This window comes from Comamonas suwonensis, assembly GCF_012844455.2.
Classification (GTDB): domain Bacteria; phylum Pseudomonadota; class Gammaproteobacteria; order Burkholderiales; family Burkholderiaceae_C; genus Comamonas; species Comamonas suwonensis.
In genome coordinates this window covers 288,006-304,978 of record NZ_JABBCQ020000004.1, presented here as the reverse complement: position 1 = coordinate 304,978, position 16,973 = coordinate 288,006, and the positions used below count along the sequence as shown (strand labels likewise).

Annotated in this window: 12 protein-coding genes and 2 tRNA genes; 10 read left to right on the top strand and 4 right to left on the bottom strand. The window is 61.6% G+C overall.

What is annotated here, in order from left to right; all coding sequences use genetic code 11:
- The first annotated feature begins 123 nt into the window (after nucleotides 1-123).
- The 9 genes from HF327_RS06755 (at nucleotide 124) to rrtA (ending at nucleotide 11,193) form a co-directional block, all read left to right on the top strand.
- On the top strand, nucleotides 124-642 hold the full coding sequence (locus HF327_RS06755) for a sigma-70 family RNA polymerase sigma factor (protein ID WP_169107498.1): 519 nt from the start codon (nucleotides 124-126) through the stop codon (nucleotides 640-642).
- A complete protein-coding gene (locus HF327_RS06750) occupies nucleotides 639-1,631 on the top strand; it encodes a FecR domain-containing protein (protein WP_169107497.1) in 993 nt (330 codons plus the stop codon). Before HF327_RS06755 ends, HF327_RS06750 begins: the two co-directional genes overlap by 4 nt.
- Nucleotides 1,632-1,781: 150 nt before the next feature.
- The gene (locus HF327_RS06745) at nucleotides 1,782-4,385 is read left to right on the top strand and encodes a TonB-dependent receptor (protein WP_169107496.1); all 2,604 of its coding nucleotides are present in this window, start codon (nucleotides 1,782-1,784) and stop codon (nucleotides 4,383-4,385) included.
- Nucleotides 4,386-4,440: 55 nt separating this feature from the next.
- Nucleotides 4,441-6,579, top strand: a complete 2,139-nt coding sequence (locus HF327_RS06740; RefSeq protein ID WP_236024075.1) for a choice-of-anchor tandem repeat GloVer-containing protein — start codon at nucleotides 4,441-4,443, stop codon at nucleotides 6,577-6,579.
- Nucleotides 6,580-6,625: 46 nt separating this feature from the next.
- Nucleotides 6,626-8,548: a choice-of-anchor tandem repeat GloVer-containing protein gene (locus HF327_RS06735; protein WP_169107495.1), complete on the top strand. Its 1,923-nt coding sequence runs from the start codon at nucleotides 6,626-6,628 to the stop codon at nucleotides 8,546-8,548.
- A 93-nt stretch (nucleotides 8,549-8,641) separates the two neighbouring features.
- Nucleotides 8,642-9,289, top strand: a complete 648-nt coding sequence (locus HF327_RS06730) for a biliverdin-producing heme oxygenase (RefSeq protein ID WP_169107494.1) — start codon at nucleotides 8,642-8,644, stop codon at nucleotides 9,287-9,289.
- Between the two features lie 48 nt (nucleotides 9,290-9,337).
- On the top strand, nucleotides 9,338-10,168 hold the full coding sequence (gspN, locus tag HF327_RS06725; RefSeq protein ID WP_236024074.1) for a type II secretion system protein N: 831 nt from the start codon (nucleotides 9,338-9,340) through the stop codon (nucleotides 10,166-10,168).
- Nucleotides 10,169-10,171: 3 nt separating this feature from the next.
- Nucleotides 10,172-10,606, top strand: coding sequence for a YbaN family protein (locus tag HF327_RS06720; protein ID WP_236024073.1), 435 nt, complete (start codon nucleotides 10,172-10,174; stop codon nucleotides 10,604-10,606).
- Nucleotides 10,603-11,193 (top strand): rhombosortase, encoded by a 591-nt coding sequence (rrtA, locus tag HF327_RS06715; protein WP_236024072.1) that lies wholly within the window; start codon nucleotides 10,603-10,605, stop codon nucleotides 11,191-11,193. Before HF327_RS06720 ends, rrtA begins: the two co-directional genes overlap by 4 nt.
- A 111-nt stretch (nucleotides 11,194-11,304) precedes the next feature.
- Here the strand turns inward: rrtA and HF327_RS06710 are convergent.
- The 3 genes from HF327_RS06710 to HF327_RS06700 all read right to left on the bottom strand — a co-directional run bounded on the left by HF327_RS06710 (nucleotide 11,305) and on the right by HF327_RS06700 (nucleotide 13,236).
- A tRNA-Val gene (locus HF327_RS06710) sits at nucleotides 11,305-11,379 on the bottom strand.
- 6 nt (nucleotides 11,380-11,385) lie between these two features.
- A tRNA-Val gene (locus HF327_RS06705) sits at nucleotides 11,386-11,460 on the bottom strand.
- 66 nt (nucleotides 11,461-11,526) lie between these two features.
- Nucleotides 11,527-13,236 (bottom strand): AMP-binding protein, encoded by a 1,710-nt coding sequence (locus HF327_RS06700; protein ID WP_169107521.1) that lies wholly within the window; start codon nucleotides 13,234-13,236, stop codon nucleotides 11,527-11,529.
- 172 nt (nucleotides 13,237-13,408) lie between these two features.
- Here HF327_RS06700 and HF327_RS06695 point away from each other — a divergent pair, with 172 nt between their 5' ends.
- Nucleotides 13,409-14,353, top strand: a complete 945-nt coding sequence (locus HF327_RS06695) for an esterase/lipase family protein (RefSeq protein ID WP_169107492.1) — start codon at nucleotides 13,409-13,411, stop codon at nucleotides 14,351-14,353.
- Here the strand turns inward: HF327_RS06695 and HF327_RS06690 are convergent.
- Nucleotides 14,344-16,800: a DUF3772 domain-containing protein gene (locus tag HF327_RS06690; protein ID WP_169107491.1), complete on the bottom strand. Its 2,457-nt coding sequence runs from the start codon at nucleotides 16,798-16,800 to the stop codon at nucleotides 14,344-14,346. The genes HF327_RS06695 and HF327_RS06690 overlap by 10 nt on opposite strands.
- Between the last annotated feature and the right edge of the window lie 173 nt (nucleotides 16,801-16,973).

Genomic DNA, 16,973 nt, shown 5'->3' with positions numbered 1-16,973 from the left:
CGCTGAGCTTTTCCTGGGCACTTGCAGGGCTATGCCAGGGGGGTGTAGCAGATGGCAACATTCAAATACAATTGAGAACGATTCTCAGTAATGTTGCTGAACACTCTAGGGAAATCCTGAGCCATGGCTGGTGCGCACGCTAGTTCCTCTTCGCTTTTACAGACGCTTTATAGCGACCACCATGGATGGCTGGTGCATTGGCTGCAGCGGCGTGTGCACTGCGTGCAGGAGGCCTCAGATCTGGCACAGGACACATTTGTGCGCCTTCTCAAACAGTGCCCGCCAGAGTTGCAGGAGCCGCGCGCTTTTCTCGCCACCGTGGCGCGCAGCGTGCTCATCGACCATTGCCGACGCATGTCGCTGGAGCGCGCTTACCTTGAGACGCTGGCGCTGATGCCCGAGCCGGTGACGCCTTCACCCGAGGAGCGCGCCATGGTGTTGCAGGCTCTGGAACAGATTGATCGCATGCTGGACGGCCTGGGGGCTCGCGCACGCAGCGCCTTCTTGCTGGCGCAACTGGACGGTCTGACCTACAAGGAAGTGGCCGCCCGCCTGGGCGTGTCCTTGAGCTCCGTTGAAAAATATATGGCCACAGCCTTTGCCCACTGCTATCGCATCGTTTATCTGGATGCTGCGGCATGAGCGGTTTTGCCCGCGCCGCGCCGAATGAGCCCTCGCCCGCCGTGGTGCAGCAGGCGATTGCCTGGATGGTGAGGCTGCAATCCGGTAGCGCTTCGCCCGGGGCCTGGGACGAATGCCTGCGCTGGCGAGAGGCAGCCCCCGAACATGCCCTGGCCTGGGAGCGGCTGCAGGGCATTCAAGGTCGTTTTGCCGCCATGCCGGACGTTCCCTCGGCCCTGGCGCAGCAAACCATGGATGTGGCCCGCAAGCATATGGGGCGGCGCAAAGCCATGGGTTTGCTGAGCGTTGCCGTGGGGGTTGGAGGTACGGCGCTGTTGCTGCGCCAGCCCTGGTCGGAGAGCGCCATGTTGGCCGATCTGCGCACCGGTGTGGGTGAAGTGCGCCGCGTGGTGCTGACCGACGGCTCGGTGCTGCTGATGGATACCGCGACGGCCGTGGATTTGCGCTTTGATGCGGACGAACGTCGTCTGGTCTTGATCAAGGGGCGAATCGTCTTGACCTCGGGCACAGATGCCAGCGCACAGCGCTATCGACCCCTGGTGGTGCAGACGCTGCATGGCCAGGTGAGGGCGCTGGGTACCCGGTTTCAGACCCATCTGCAGGCAGACGGCACCCAGGTGCAGGTGCAAAGCGATGCGGTGGAGCTAAGGCCTCATGGATCCTCCGAGGTTCGGGTTCTGCGCCAAGGCCAGCAAGCCTGGTTTGATGCCAGTCAGGTACATGATTTGGAAGCCAGTGATGGTGACAGTGATGCCTGGACGGACGGCGTGCTGGTGGCGCGCAGCATGCCGCTGGCTGCGGTGCTGGAGCAGCTGGGTCGTTACCGGCTCGGTCATCTTGCCTGCGACGAGCGGGTGGCGCAGCTGCGCATCTCTGGGGTCTTCAGCTTGAAGGACACCGAGCGCAGCCTGGACCTGCTGCAAAAAACCTGGCCTATAGAGCTGCGCCGACGCACGCGTTATTGGGTCACGCTGGTGCCGCGAGGCTGAACTCGCAGGGCTTGGCACAGGCATCGCCAAAAAATTTTGCAAAAACATTACGGGTTTGGCGAACTGCTTCGTCCTTGTTAACAGTAGCGCCTCAAACAGACTCGTCGTTCGGTTGGTCAGATGCGGGGGCTTTCATGAAAGGACTTTGCAATGCCCTCCCGTCGTTTGCCGCGCATGCGTGCTCCTGCCTATTGGCGTCCTACCGTGCTCGCCATGGCCGCTGCGGCTGTCAGTCTGGGTTCGGGTCTGACGCCGTTGGCTGCCAATGCCCAGCCTGCCACCCATGCCGCCGACAAGGCATTGCGCTCGTTCTCGATTCCGTCGGCCTCCGTGGAGACGGCGTTGAACCAGCTGGCTCGAGAGGCACAGGTCATGATCGCCTTCGATCCTGAACTGGTTCAAGGCAAGCAAAGTCGAGGCTTCAAGGGCGTGGCCACGGTTCAGGGCGTGCTGGATTCGCTGCTGGAAAGTCACCCGTTGCAAGCCCAAAGTGAAGGGCAGGGCGCATGGCGCATTCGACCTACACCGGCTCGCGCTCAGAAAAATGCAGCGGGGGCAGCGGGCGGTGCGCTGGAGCGAAATATGAACGAGGTGACGGTGGTCGCCAAAAAAGATGCGCGCCAGCAGGTGTTCGAGACGGCCGGCTCGGTGGCCGTGGTCACGCGCGAAGAAATTGACCGACTGCCGCCACGCAATACCGCCGATGTGCTGGCCGAGGTACCCGGGGTTTACACCTCGCAAAGCCGTAGGGACCCGGGCGTTTCCGTGAATATTCGCGGCATGCAGGACTTCGGGCGCGTCAACGTCATGATTGACGGCACGCGCCAGAACTACCAGCAAAGCGGCCATGGCTCCAACGGTTCAGTCTACCTGGACCCGGAAATGATCGGCGGAGTGGACATCTCCAAAGGTCCGACCTCCACAGTGGGCGGCGCGGGAATGATTGCCGGCGTCGTCAACTTTCGCACGTTGGAGGCAGACGATCTGGTCAAGGAAGACAAGACCCGGGGCGCTCGCCTGAACCTTTCCAGCGGCAGCAATGGCTATCACTTTGCCGGTAGTGCGGCCCTGGGTCTCAAACCCAGCGAAGACGTCGATATGGTGATGCTGGTCAGTCGAAAAAAAGTGGGCGAGTTTGAAAAAGGCCGACGTGAATCGGCTTCCAGCCAGAAGGATGCAACCACGCATGGCGTGAGCCAGCTGACCTCACAAGACCAGACCTCGGTCTTGCTCAAGGGTAGCTGGCGTTTTGCGCCCGAGCAGCAGATCAAGCTCAGCTATATCGGCATGGATGCGAAGTTTGGCGAGAAGCCACAGTCGGCCAGTGGCGGCGGCATTCTTAACCATGTGCGCACCGACACCTTGTTGGCCAACTACACCTGGAGTCTGTCTGAAAACGCCCTGGTGGATCTCAAGTCCAGCCTCTACTACACCCGCACCCGCAACCAGGCCCACCGCTATGCGGGTGGCACGCTGGACTCATACGCCTACGATCTGCGTTACCAGACCAGTACTGTGGGCGGCACGCTGGAGAACACCTCCCGCCTTGAGTGGGGGCCTAAGGATGCGGCACTGGTCAAGACCGGAGCGGAGTTCTTTCATGACTGGACCGATCCGCAGGCGCAGGCTCTGTCCGTGGGCGCAGACGCCGGTACGACGGCTTTGTATTCGGGCGCTACCCCCAAAGGCAAGCGCACCGTGGCCAGCCTGTTCGGTGAAGTCAACTGGATGCACAGCGACTGGCTGGAGCTGACCGGTGGCCTGCGCTATGACTGGTATGGCATGCAGGGTGATGGACGCATGCGTGTGGGCTCTCTCATCAATCCTCCAGGCGTGCGCCCGCCTGCCACGGCCTTGTACACCCGTTTCAAGGCGGATCGCAACGATGGTGCGTTTGCGCCCCGTCTGGCACTCGCGCTCAAACCCATAGAGTCTGTGCAGCTGTTTGCCAGCGCAGGGCGTGGCATGCGCCCGCCAGCGCTGACCGAGGCGCTGATGTGGGGCCAGCACACGGGCAGTCTCTTCCCTTACTACCCCAATCCGGATTTGCGTGCCGAGCGTTCGCGCAATTGGGAAGTCGGTGCCAACGGCATGTTTGACGACGTTCTCAGTCGCGGCGACAAGCTGCGCGTGAAGGCTGCCTGGTTCAACAACAAGGTCAAGGACTATGTGACCCTGGCGCGCATCATGTCGCCCATAGACACTGCGGGCGGTGGCTTGCTCGGGCCGTATGCCTATGTGAACCTGCAGGACCCTTTTCGCAGCAAAGGTCTGGAGCTGCAGGGCGACTATGACAACGGCCGCGTTTTCGGCAGCCTCAACTACACCCACATGCTCGTCAATACCGGCAAAGGCGGGTATGACTCCTTTCCTCTGGGCAGCCTGACGGGCTACCCCCACAACAATCTGGGCGAGGCGGGTGACGCCAACATCTGGTATGTGCTGCCACCCAAGAAAACCGCCAGCCTGAGCGCCGGCGTGCGGTTGCTGGACAAAAAACTCACCCTCGGCGGTCGCATGCGCTTTCAGGCGCCCAGCACCAATAGCAGTGTGTGGACGGCACAGGGCGAGCGCTACAACCAGAAGTCCTGGCGGCTGTTCGACCTGTGGGCCAGTTACGAGCTTTCGTCGAATGCCATCTTGCGTGTTGCCATCAACAACCTGCGCGACCTGAACTATTCCGAAATGCAGGGCGGCAGCTACTTCATTGGCCCCGGTCGCACGGCCACTGCAACCTTGTCAATCACGTTCTGATTCGCGGTCTGCGTATGTCAGACCTCATCCCCCCATTGCTTTGCTCGAGATTCACATGATGTCCTTTTCCGTTCCCCATGACAGACCATGGCGTCGCAGCGTGGCTGCCTGCCTGGCCGTCGGCGCGCTGTGCGCTGCCTTGCCTGCCGCTGCCCAGACCAAGGTTGGCGATGTGAAGCTGACCACGCTCACCTCGCTGCGCCCTGCAGGGGATGACGTGACCACGCCTGACGGAACCATTGGCTGGCCCGGAGCCCGTTACCCCAGTTCGCCGCCTTTGTATGCAGTGCGCCCTGGTTCAAGCGCCGGCTATCTGTTTGGTGGTTTCAACGGCGGCGGGCCATCAGTTCTGCCCTCGCAGATGTACACCGCGTTTGGCATGTACACCATGCGAGCCGGTGTCTCGGTCTACGAGCGCGTAGCCTATAACCCGGCCAATGATCTGCACGGCCGCATCTCGGGCACGCCGGTGCGCGCATCTGACGGCAGCCTGTATGCGGTAATGACGACCATTAATGGCGAGAGGAACGCCGGCAAGAACAAGCCCAGCGATATCTCCTATTCACCAGCCGTGGGTCTGGGCGTCATTGTCCGCACCGACTATGACGGTGCCAATTCCGCCTTGGTGCAGGGTACGCGCGGCCAGCTGTACTCGCCCAATGGCGCATTGGTCATTGATGCGCAGGACAACCTGTATGGCATCGACAAGGGGCCCAAGGGGCAGGGGCGAATTTTCAAGCTCCATATCGCCTCCGGCAGCGTCAGCACGCTGCATGAGTTTTCCGTCGGGCCTTCAGGCATGCGCCAGACGGCAAACGACCTGATTCTGGGCAAGGATGGTGTTCTGTATGGCGTGACCGCTTACAACCGCGGATTGCCGCTGGCACCATCGACGCCGACCGCCACAACCACGCCCACGGGCACGCTCTACCGCATCAATGCAGCCGACGGCTCGGGCTTTGCCGTGCTGCATACCTTCACGTTGGCAGAAGGCGAAATCAACATCCATGACAACGCCAACAGCGAAGGCTTTGTGCTCTATCCCAGCGGCATTCCTTACGAAGCGGGGGTGACGGCCGGCGGGGACGTGACCAATCGGACCATGGGCTCTGGGCAAGAGCACAGCCTGTCTTCGCTGATTGATGGCGGCGATGGCTATCTGTACGGAGGGACTTCGGTGGGCGACTGCTATGTGCATGGCAACAGCAGCCTCACCGGTACCTGGATCAAGAGCGTCACGCGCGACAACCCGTCCTGCGGCTCGCGCAAGTGGGCACCAAGCGCCACGCTGAGCTACATCAAGGATTTGCCCTATTACGACGGCCCCAAGCCCTATGGCGCACTGTACCGCATTGCCAAGGCGGGCGGGCCTTTGCAGATCGTCCATACCTTCAGCAATGCCGACGGTGCCACGCCGCGCGGCCCCATGGCTCTGGGGGCGGATGGTGCTATCTATGGCACCACCATGTCCGGTGGGGGTAATCTGTGCGTGCCGTCCAGCGCTGCGGCCAATTCCGAAGTCGGCTGCGGTGCGGTCTACCGTATCCGGCCGGCAAGCATGGTGGTGAATGGCGACGGCCAGGTGACGCAAAGCGGTTTTGAGCTGGTGCACTCCTTCTCCGGCAAAGATGGTCGCAAACCCGTAGGCGTGCGCACTGGCTCTGACGGCCGTCTGTATGGCGTGACGGCCATGGGCGGCCACTATCTGAACAGTGCGGCCCTGACCGTAGCCACTGATTTCGGCACCGTTTTCCAGCTCGCGGTGGATTCAGCAGAAACCCCGCGTGCTGACGCCAGCCTGGTCGCCAGCGCTGGTGAGATCAAGGCTGGAGAAACCGTCTCGCTGACCTGGATCACCAACAACACCAAGCAATGCACGGCGGCATCGACAGCAGGTGATTGGGTGGGCTCTGTGGCCACACAGGGCAGCGTCGAGCTACGTCCGGCCCGAGGCACTTATCGCTACACCCTGACCTGTGATGTGGCAGGCGGCGCAGCAGGCGCTCAGGTTTCTGCTGCCGCCGTGGTCTATGTCAGCACCCCGGCAACCGCCGAAGACGGCAATCAGGTCTCCTACGGCAATGGCGGCGGCGGGCCTTTGGCTTTGTGGCTTTTGGCTCCCTTGGCGGGCTTGGCGGTCTACCGCCGCCGCACACAGCGCTGCGCAGCACGCAACTCCCAGACGCTCGGTTGAGCGTGTCCTTTTCTCATCGTTTTTTACACCAGGAAAGTCAATGGCCATGAATTCAATCCAACCCGCTCTGCGGCGTGTTGCACGTGTCGCAGTTCCCGCTCTGGCACTGGCTCTGCCCTTGGCGCATGCCGTGGCACAGACGCTGCCAGCCGCCTTCAAGCCCACGGTGTTGCACAAGTTTGGCGGCATCAACAACGGTGGTGCCAAGCCGGCCGTGCCACCGGTGCTGGCTGCTGATGGCCGCCTCTATGGTCACACTTTCCTGGGCGCGACGGCCGTTGCGCCTGCCTTCTGGGGCCAGGGTACGGTCTATGGCCTCGACACCACGGGTGCCAACCACCGCTTCGAACTGCTGGGCAGCATCTACCAGGGCTCGACCCCACTGGTGCCTACGGCCGATGGTGGCTTTTTTGTTGCTGGCAATGGTGCCGTCCCACCGGGTGGCGTTCCCTGGGAAACTGCAGGCGCAGTCTTCAGTATCAAGGGCGGCAAGGCTGTGGCGCTGCCCGCACCCAGCTTCAAGCCACTGGGAACCATGGCCCTCGACACCGCAGGCAATCTCTATATGGGATCGGGTGAATCGGCATCGGCTTGCGGTGCGACTACCACGGCCAATATTCTGTGGCGCATGAATGCCGATCAGAGCTACTCCAAGGTGCTGAATTTCTGCGATTACGAGGAGCAACAAGGCAACAAGCAGTTGCATCTCAAGGGCGGTGCGCCGGTTGCCAGTGTGTGGAGCAGCAAGGACCAGGCCTTGTATGTGCTGACCGGAGTATCAGCCAATGGCGTGGTGGACAGTACGCTTACCACGGACTACCAGGGGCGCTCGGTGGGAACGCTGGTCAAGTTGAGTACGGCGGCCATCGAGGAAGGCGTTGCCGGAAAGGGTACGCTGGATTCGTCCAAGGTCGAACTGCTGCACACCTTTATGCGAGCTCGCGATGGTGAGCCAACGGCCAAGGGCGCGCGTGTGGTGGGCATGGTCGAGGTCGGTGAATGGTTGTACGGCACGACGCAATTCAATGCGCCCACGGCGGGCAATGCAATGGACAACCGTTACGGCGGAACGATCTGGCGCGTGAAGAAATCGGACCCCAAGAGCTTTGCCGTCGTGCACTATTTCCGCGGCGCTGACACTGTGGCGCTCGATGGCACTGCGCAGGCCGACGGTAACGCTCCATCCGGTCCGCTGGTACTGGCCGCAGACGGCAATATCTACGGAACGACGGCCACCGATGGTTCGACCATGAACGCGCCCAAAACCGGCCTGGGCACGCCGTATGGCGCAGGAACTCTGTACCGCATCAAGATTGGGGCCACTGCCGATCACGCGGACGACAGCTACGAAGTCCTGCATCGTTTCGACATGGGCAGCGAAGGCGGAAGCCTGACCGGCCTGAGCGCTGGCGCGGTCGTGGGCGGTGTGCAGAAGCTCTATGGCGCAGCCAACGCCGGTGGTAATGGCCAACCGGTGACGACGACAACGAGCGCGCCCGGCAATGGCACGATCTTCTCCATCGACGTGCCCCTGCCCATTGCTGCATTCAGCCAGCCGTTGACGGCCTCTGTGGCCACGGCTGCCGTGGGCTCCACCATTGAGCTGAGCTGGGTTACCAGCCAGGCCAACAGCTGCAGTGCCAGTGGCGCGTGGAGTGGTGCGCAGCAAACCAGTGCCAGCAAGGTGCCGGTGGTGCTGGCAGCCGAGGGAGAGAACAGTTACACCTTGACTTGCAGCAGTCAGAACGACGGCCAGCCTGTAACTAGCAAAGTCAGCGTGCAGGCCACCGCCGTGACAAAGCCAGACACGGGAACTGGTGGAACCGGCAGCACAGGCAACAACAACAGCGGCAATAACAGCGGCAACAGCAATGGCGGCGGTGGCGGTCCATTGAGCGCTCTGCTGCTGGCACCGCTGGCCGTTCTGGCCTGGACGCGCCGCCGAGTATCCCCATCGTCCCAACACTGAGGCGGAACGGCCAAGCGGTCTTCACGGTTTGTTGCACGCCGATGCAATGCCTTGGGGGCCGCTTCACTCATTGAATTGAAGCAAGGAAATCTTATGAATGCTCAAACCGACCCCGTGAGCGGCTCCAGACTGTCTCAGCGCCTCAGGGCCGAAACAGCCCAGCAGCATGAGCGCATGCATGTGTTGATGGAGCAGTGCAATCCATTTGCGGATCTTGGTCACTACGCGCGCTTTGTGGCGGCTCAGTACCTGTTCCAACGCGATGTGGAGCACTTGTTTCATGACGCCGCTGTGAAGACTGTGGTCCCTGATCTGGAGGCTCGTGGGCGTGAAGAGGCTTCGCTGGCAGATTTGGCGGATCTGGGAGTTGCTGTGCCTCAAAGCGCGCTGGCCAGTGAAGGGGTTGGCATGCCCGAGGCTTTGGGCTGGCTGTATGTGTCGGAAGGCTCCACCTTGGGCGCGGCCTTTTTGTTCAAGGAAGCCAAGGAGCGGCTGGGCCTGTCGGAAACATTTGGCGCTCGCAATCTGGCGGCCTACCCTCGGGGGCGAGCTCTGGCCTGGCGTGCCTTTGTGGAATCACTGGATGCACCCGCACTCGGTGATGCTGCGATTCAAGATCAGGTGATCGCTGGTGCCAATGCTGCGTATGACCGTTTTGGCAGCTTGCTGGAGCAGCATTTCTCTCGCTCTGTTGAAAGCGAGGACGTTGATCGCAGCGAGGCCCGTGAGCCAGCGCTTTAGTCAATAGACGGCATGCGATTGCGCAGAACTGAAAGGCCAAAGCTGCCCATGGCCGGCGCACCTTGGCGTTGGGCTTTGGCTGGTGCACTGGTGGGCGGCTTGCTGTGTCTGCTGGTGTTTTTTCCTGCGCGCTGGGTTGTCGATGCCGTCGCGTTGGCAAGCGGGCAGAGAGTCTTGCTGCAGGGCGCGCGCGGCTCAATCTGGAATGGCTCTGCGGTGCTGGTTCTGGCTGGTGGAGCAGGCAGCCGTGATGCTCAAGCCCTGCCGGGCCGATTGAGCTGGCGGCTGCAGATGGGCTGGAACACTGGGGTACCAAATCAAGGCTCGCAAAACCGTGGCTGGGGAATTGGCGCTTTGATCGAGCATGCCTGCTGCCAGAAGCCCGGGTTGCAGCTGGTCTGGCGGCCTTTTCAGCAGGTGTTTCAGTTGTCCGGTCTGGAATGGCAGCTGCCAGCCCAGGTGCTTGTGGGCTTGGGGACTCCCTGGAATACCTTGAGCCTGGAAGGCCGCATGCAGCTGACCTCGTCTTTTCTTCAATGGTCACAAAATCTGGAGGCGGCATCCATGCGCGGCAGTCTTGAGATGAAAGCGCTCTCGCTTTCATCCCGGCTTTCCACCTTGCGCCCCTTGGGCAGTTATCGCCTGGTTCTCGACGCTCAGGGTGCACAATCGGGATCCGGCCTGGGGTTTGAGCTGGGTACATTGCAAGGTGCACTGCGACTGAGTGGAAAAGGCCAACAGCTTGCAGGTCATTGGCGCTTTCGGGGTCAGGCTCAGGCAGAACCTGGGCAAGATGCAGCCTTGGCCAATATATTGAACCTCATAGGAAACCGTGGCGGAGATATTGCTTGGAGCATCGTGCGCCCTCAGCTTCCTTGACTCATGACAGATCCGTCTTCCTCGCCCGAAACGCCAGCTGCAGAAAAGCTTGGCATTCCACGGCCTCTCTCCCTGCCTTTGCGCTGTCTTTTGATGGCGTTTTCCGTGCTGTGCGTGCTGCTGGGCTTGATTGGTGCCGTAGTGCCCGGTATGCCAACAACCGTCTTTATCCTGATGGCGGCATGGGCCGCCATGCGCAGCTCGCCCAGACTTCACGGCTGGCTTTATGCGCATTCCATGTTCGGCCCCATATTGCGCAACTGGGATGAGGGCGGCCAGGTGAGCCGCCGCGTCAAATGGACTGCCAGCGCAAGCATGTTGTTCAGCTCCGCTCTGATTTTCCATCTGTCCGTAAAACCATGGTTGACCGGATTGGCACTGGCGGTCATGGCCTGCGTGCTGGTTTGGCTATGGCTGAGACCAGAGCCTGTGGCATGAAGCCCATAGTCCGTCCTGTTGCACTGTGGCAGTGCGCGCTGGCGCTGTGCATGTTGGTGGCGGTGTTGCAGGCCTTGCCCCCGTCGTGGCGTGGGGTGCTACGTTATGAGGAGCAAGCACTGTCTGCCGGGCAATGGTGGAGAGCCTTGACGGCGCACGGGCTGCATCTGAGCTGGCCTCACACAGGAATCAATGCCTGCGGCCTGTTGCTGTGCTGCGCTTTGGCCGATGCCACCTGGACAGGGCGGAGACTGTTGATGCGCATGGCAGCGCTCAGTGTTCTGGTCTCGCTGCTGCTGTGGACTATTTCACCGCAGGTCCATGACTATGTGGGTCTATCCGGTGTGCTTTACGGATTGATAGTCTGGATGCTTTTGCCACCGGTACTGCTTCAGCGCGACGCCACGGCTGCCATGGTTCTGCTAGCTGTCATTGGCTGGTTGAGCTGGCAGTCCTGGGCTGGCCCTGATCCGCTTGAACAAAAGCTGATCGGTGGATACATCGTCACCCAGGCGCATTGGTTTGGGCTTCTGGGTGGCTTCCTGGGCGCGCTGATAAGCTGCTGCCGCCAGTTGCTTGGGAGGTAAGCTGGGCCCTTTCATCCCTATGGCTTTCCTCTGATGGAGGAGAAAGCATCAAGAGATGGTGCTTGAGAAGCAAAAAACCTCTTGAACCGTTGATTCAAGAGGTTTTTTATTTGGTGCGCGATACATGGATCGAACATGTGACCCCTGCCGTGTGAAGGCAGTGCTCTACCGCTGAGCTAATCGCGCATTAATTGGTGGGTGATACATGGATCGAACATGTGACCCCTGCCGTGTGAAGGCAGTGCTCTACCGCTGAGCTAATCACCCGAAGACCGCAATTCTAGCAGCATCTAAAGCGGCTCTTCGGGAAAACTCGTAAATTTCCTGAAAAACTCAGTTTGACCGCAGTTCGCGGCGAAGAATTTTGCCCACATTGGTCTTGGGCAGCTCGTCGCGGAATTCGATGAAGCGCGGGCGTTTGTAGCCAGTCAGCTGCTCCTGGCAGTAGCGCATGACGCGGTCTTCGGTGAGCGATGGGTCGCTGCGCACCACATAGACCTTAATGGATTCACCCTGCTGTTCGTCTTTGACGCCGACGGCCGCGCACTCCAGCACGCCGGGGCACATGGAGATGATGTTCTCCAGCTCATTCGGGTAGACGTTGAAGCCACTGACCACCATCATGTCCTTCTTGCGGTCGATGATACGGGTGTAGCCCTCGTCGTCCAGCACGCCTATATCGCCGGTGCGCATATAGCCGTCTGCCGTGAAGGCTTTGGCGGTTTCTGCGGGCTGGTTGTAGTAGCTGTGCATGACGTTGGGGCCCTTGATGCACAACTCCCCCGGCTGCCCGTTGGGGACGCTGTTGCCGTCGTCATCCTTGATCGCCACCGTGATGCTGGGCAGGGGCAGGCCGATGGTGCCGGTGAACTCTTTGTTGGTGACCGGGTTGTTGGTGCCGATGGCACAGGTCTCGCTCATGCCCCATCCCTCAATCATGGCGCAGCCCGTGACCTGCTGCCACTGGCGCGCCGTGCCTTCTGAGGCGGCCATGCCGCCAGCCTGCGAGATGAAGAGCTGCGAGAAATCGAGCTGGCGGAACTCGGGGTTGTTCAGCAAGGCGTTGAACAGCGTGTTGACCGCTGGGAACACATGGACGGGGCGCTTTTTGAGCACCTTGACGAACTTAGGGATATCGCGCGGATTGGGGATCAGGCTCAGGCTGCCGCCCAGGCGCATGGCAAACAGGCTGACGGTGAGCGCGAAGATGTGATACAGCGGTAAGGCCGCCACGATATGGGTTTCGTTGGCCTTGACGCGGCCCTCCAGCGCGGGCGTGAACCAGGTGTGGGCTTGCAACGTGGCAGCCACGATGTTGCGGTGGGTCAGCACCGCGCCTTTGGACAGGCCCGTGGTGCCGCCCGTGTATTGCAAAAAGGCGGTGGAGTCGAGCGTGGCCGTGCTGGGGATCAGCTTGCGCTCTGCACCCGCCGCCAGCGCCTTGGTGAACGGCGTGACCTGGCGCTGCTGGCTACCGGTGCCAGCAGCCGAACCCAGGGGCAGATCAAAGGCGGGCACCATCTTGGCCAGATGGCGCACGGCAAACGTGATCCAGTTGCCGTAAAGGCCCCCCAGCAGGTCGCCCATGCTGGTCAGGCAGATGTGGCGGATGGCTGTGCGCTCCAGCACCTGGCCCAGTGTGTTCGCAAAATTTTCCAGAATGATGATGGCAGTGGCACCCGAGTCCTTGAGCTGGTGTTCCAGCTCACGCGGGGTGTAGAGAGGGTTCACATTCACGCAGGTAAAGCCCGCGCGCAGAACCCCGGCCATGCTGACGGCGAACTGCGGCACGTTGGGCAGCATGATGGCCACGCGCGCACCGGGCTCCAGCCCCAGACTTTGCAGCCACGCGCCCATCTGTATGGATAACTGATCCAGCTCGGCATAGCTCATCCAGCGGTCCATGCAGACCGAAAACGGCCGGTCTGCATGCTGGGTAAAAGCCTCTTCCAGCAGGTGCACCAGCGAGCGGTACTGCTCGGGATGCACATCGTGCGGCACATTGGGCGGATAGTTCTTGAACCACGGGGCTGCAGCGTCCATGAAAGGCACCTTGGAGAGGCCGCTCATGCATGCTGAAGGCGGCAGGTTGAACAAAGTGAAGCGTGCTTGCGCTGCGGCTGATTCTGCGGATCGCGTCAGCCAGGGTCTACGGGGGCTTGTCCTAGGCGCTTGCGGCCCGGTTTGCTAGGCTGCGTTGGTGGAGGTGTTGATCGTGAATACCTGGTTCTGGCGCTGTGTGGTGGTGAGTAGCTGGCTGGCGCTGTTGTTGTGGTGCAGCTACTGGTGGCAGCGATCGGTTGCGATCGCATTGCTGGGCGCGTGCCTGATTGCCTGCGGCGCTGGGCTGCAGCTGGGCGTGCAGATGCTGATGATGCGTGCGGTGCTGCGCAGCAGGGGGCAAGCGCTGCCAGCGGCCAGCGTGGCCTGGCGTGCATGGCTGGCGGAGTGGCGTTGGGCGGTGCGCATCTTTGGCTGGCAGGTTCCGTTTCAGGAACACGCCGAGGTGGATGGGCCCCCCCCTCATCGCGCCGGGCAGGCCGATATCGCTCCGCAAGGGCTGGTGGGCGTGGTGCTGGTGCATGGCTATTTTTGCAACCGTGCGGTGTGGAATGGCTGGCTGCGCGAGCTCAAGGCTCGTGGCATTCCCTGCGTTGCCATGACCTTGGAGCCCGCCCACGGCAGCCCTGTCGATGCCATGGTGGAAAATCTGGATCAATGCGTCAAAGCGCTTGTGCAGCATACGGGAGTAGCTCCACTTTTAGTAGCGCATAGCATGGGTGGGCTGGTGGTGCGGGCCTGGCTCAAGCAGCTGAGCGCCAGTGAGCGGGCGCAGTATGTCGTCCATGTGGTGACGGTTGCCACGCCGCATGGCGGCACATGGCTGGCGCGGTTTGCGCACCGCCAGCCTGCCGTGGATATGCGTGAGGGCAGTGACTGGCTGTGTCAGCTGGGCCAGCCACCGCTGGATGTGCCCTTCAGCTGCTGGTGCAGCAGCAGCGACAACATCGTGTTTCCGCTCAATCTGGCGACCTTGCCGCAGGCGCAGTTGCATCAGGTGGATGATGCTGCGCACATGCAGCTCCTGTTTGATGCGCGGGTGTGGCGCTATTGCCTGGAACTGCGTGGGCAGTTGCAGGCGGCGGTGGATCAGGCCTGAGGCTCTGGGGTTTGCGACGCAGGGGCCGCTGCAGCTGCAGAGCTTTCCGGGTCGCGGACCAGGTGGATATCGGTGGCAGATACCAGGGCAATGTTCTGCTCGGCGCAGCGCTGCAGCAGGCCAAACAGCAGATCGCTGCGGGTGCTGTAAACACTGCGCGAGCTGGAGACATGGCCAAAGCTGGTGATGTTGACCACGCTGCCGTTGATGGAGTCCACATACATGGCCGGTGCGGGGGTGGCCAGCACGGCTTCATGCTCGGCGTAAAGGCCCAGCAGCACTTCGCGCAGCTTGACGATGTCGGTGTTCAGCGGCACGGAAAATGCAATCGAGATGCGACCCAGCGCGCCATCCATGGTCAGGTTCTGCACGGACTTGGTGATGAACTCGGAATTGGGGACGATGATGGTCGATTTGTCATCGGTCTGGATCTCGGTGGCGCGCACGCTGATGCGGCGAATGTCGCCCACCTGATCGCCAATGCGTACCCTGTCGCCCAGCTTTACGGGGCGCTCGGCCAGCAAGATCAGGCCAGAGACAAAGTTCTGCGTAATGGCCTGCAGGCCAAAACCGATGCCAACGGATAGCGCACTGGCCAGCAGCGCCACTTTTTCAAAACCAATGCCCAGCGCAGCCAGCGTCCACAGCGCCGAGAGCGTGATGCCCACATAGCGTGCCACAGTGCTGATGGAGTTGCGGGCGCCGATGTCCAGTTCGGTCTTGGGCAGATAGGTCTCGACCAGCCAGTGCTGCAGTGCGCGAAAGATGGTCAAACCCGCAATCAGCACGATGAGGCCGCGCACGATGGTCATGGGGCGCAGCACGGCATCGCCAATGGGCAGGCCCTTGGTCAGGGTGTCGGTCAGGGCCAGCAGGCTGCTGGAGTTGCCGAAGGGCGCAGTCAGGGCCAGCATGCCCAGCAGCAGCAGGCAGACCCGGCCCAGTGCGGACAGCAGCACGCCAATTTGCTCCAGCCGCGATGACTTCAGGCCCGTGCTCAGCACAATGCCCTGGCCAATGCGGCTGTCGGCGGAGCATATCCAGCCAAAGAAGTCATCGGTGAACTTCATCAGCAGCGTGGTGGCCAGTACCACGACGGTGATCCACACCATTTGCGTGGCGACAAAAACGGAGAAGTTCAGGTAGCCGATCAGCGCAGCAATCAGCGCAGCCAATACCGTCAGGTGCCCGCCCAGCCAGGCGAACATCAGCCAGTTGCTGGTGGTCGCGGGGCGATGTTCCTGCGGGTTCTGGGCGGCTTTTTCGCGGTCTATGGCCTGCTGGCGCTGGCGCTGCTTTTTGATCACTACCAGCACCGACATGATGAGGCCGACGTAGGTCAGTGCGATCAGTCCATCCAGTGCCACACTGCTGATGGCGCTGGTGCGCGCGGCGATGTCTACCGCGTTGAGCATGATGGAAAACCAGGTCAGCGCGGCGGCGCCCCAGGCCAGGTGGGTGAGCTTGGGCGCAGCTTCGTCGTCAATATTCAGCAGCCGCCACGAGGGGCGCTTGGGCACCAGCAAGCTGGCGCTGACGGACAGGAAGAACGCCGCCACAAACATGCCCTTGATCCAGGCGTCTGCCACCAGATCCAGCCGCGGTGCAATGGCATCGATGGAGCGCAGGCTTTCGATAAAGACCATGCCCGCCAGACCAGGCAGGGCCGTCCCCACCAGCAGCATCCACACTGCCAGACCCGAGCGGCGCAGGCGGCCATTGGGCGCGCGTTCAGACGCGGCAAAGCTGCGGCCCAGAGTGCGCAGCCAGATGCGCAGCGGAAACATCAGCACCAGCGCGGCCAGCGTGCCCAGCAGCGGAATCTTCCAGCCGTGCTGCGCAATGGCGGCGTTGAAGCTGGCTTCGCCCTGGCGAATCAGGCCATTGATGCGCTGCAGGTCAAGGGGGATGTCAGCGGCAAACTTCTTCCACAGCGAGGGCGACAGGGGCGATGCGACTTTGCGCGCAATTTGCGCGTTGAACTGCTGGGTGCGGATTTTTTCAATGCTGTCCACCGCCTGCTTGGCCTCAACCGACAGCAGCTTGCCGCGTTTGATGGCCGAATCCAGATCGCTGTGCTGCTGAGACAGCTCCTTGCGCTGCTGCTTGATCTCTGGGCTTTCTTCCACGCCATCGGCCGCAGTGCCTAGCTGGGCGATGCGGGCGTCCAGCTGCTTGAGCAAGGGCTCCAGCGCCGCGACGGCACTGTCCGCATCGCGTTTGGATTGCAGCGCGCTTTCAGACAGGGTTTGCAGGGTATCGGCCGAATCGGTGTCGTCCAGTGCTTTGCGCATGGCATCCAGCGAGGTGGCGGCCTGCTCCAGTTGCTGAAGCGATGCGGCTTGCGGATCGGTGGTGGACGGCGAAGTCTCAGCCGCGATGGCCAGGCCTATACAGAGATGAAGCGCTATGAGCCAGCGCAGCAGTCGGATGCAAGGGTGTTGCATGGTTTGATTAGGAGTGGGTCGGGGCCGCAGCGCGGCGCGGATTGACGGCCTTGTGGGCCGCCAGCACGCTGCAACTATAGGTGCAATGCTGCGAGCAGGGTTTCCCCGCATCCCTCTGATCTGCTATGCAGAAGATAGCTGAAAGCGCTTGATATGTAAGCGCTTGAGCCATG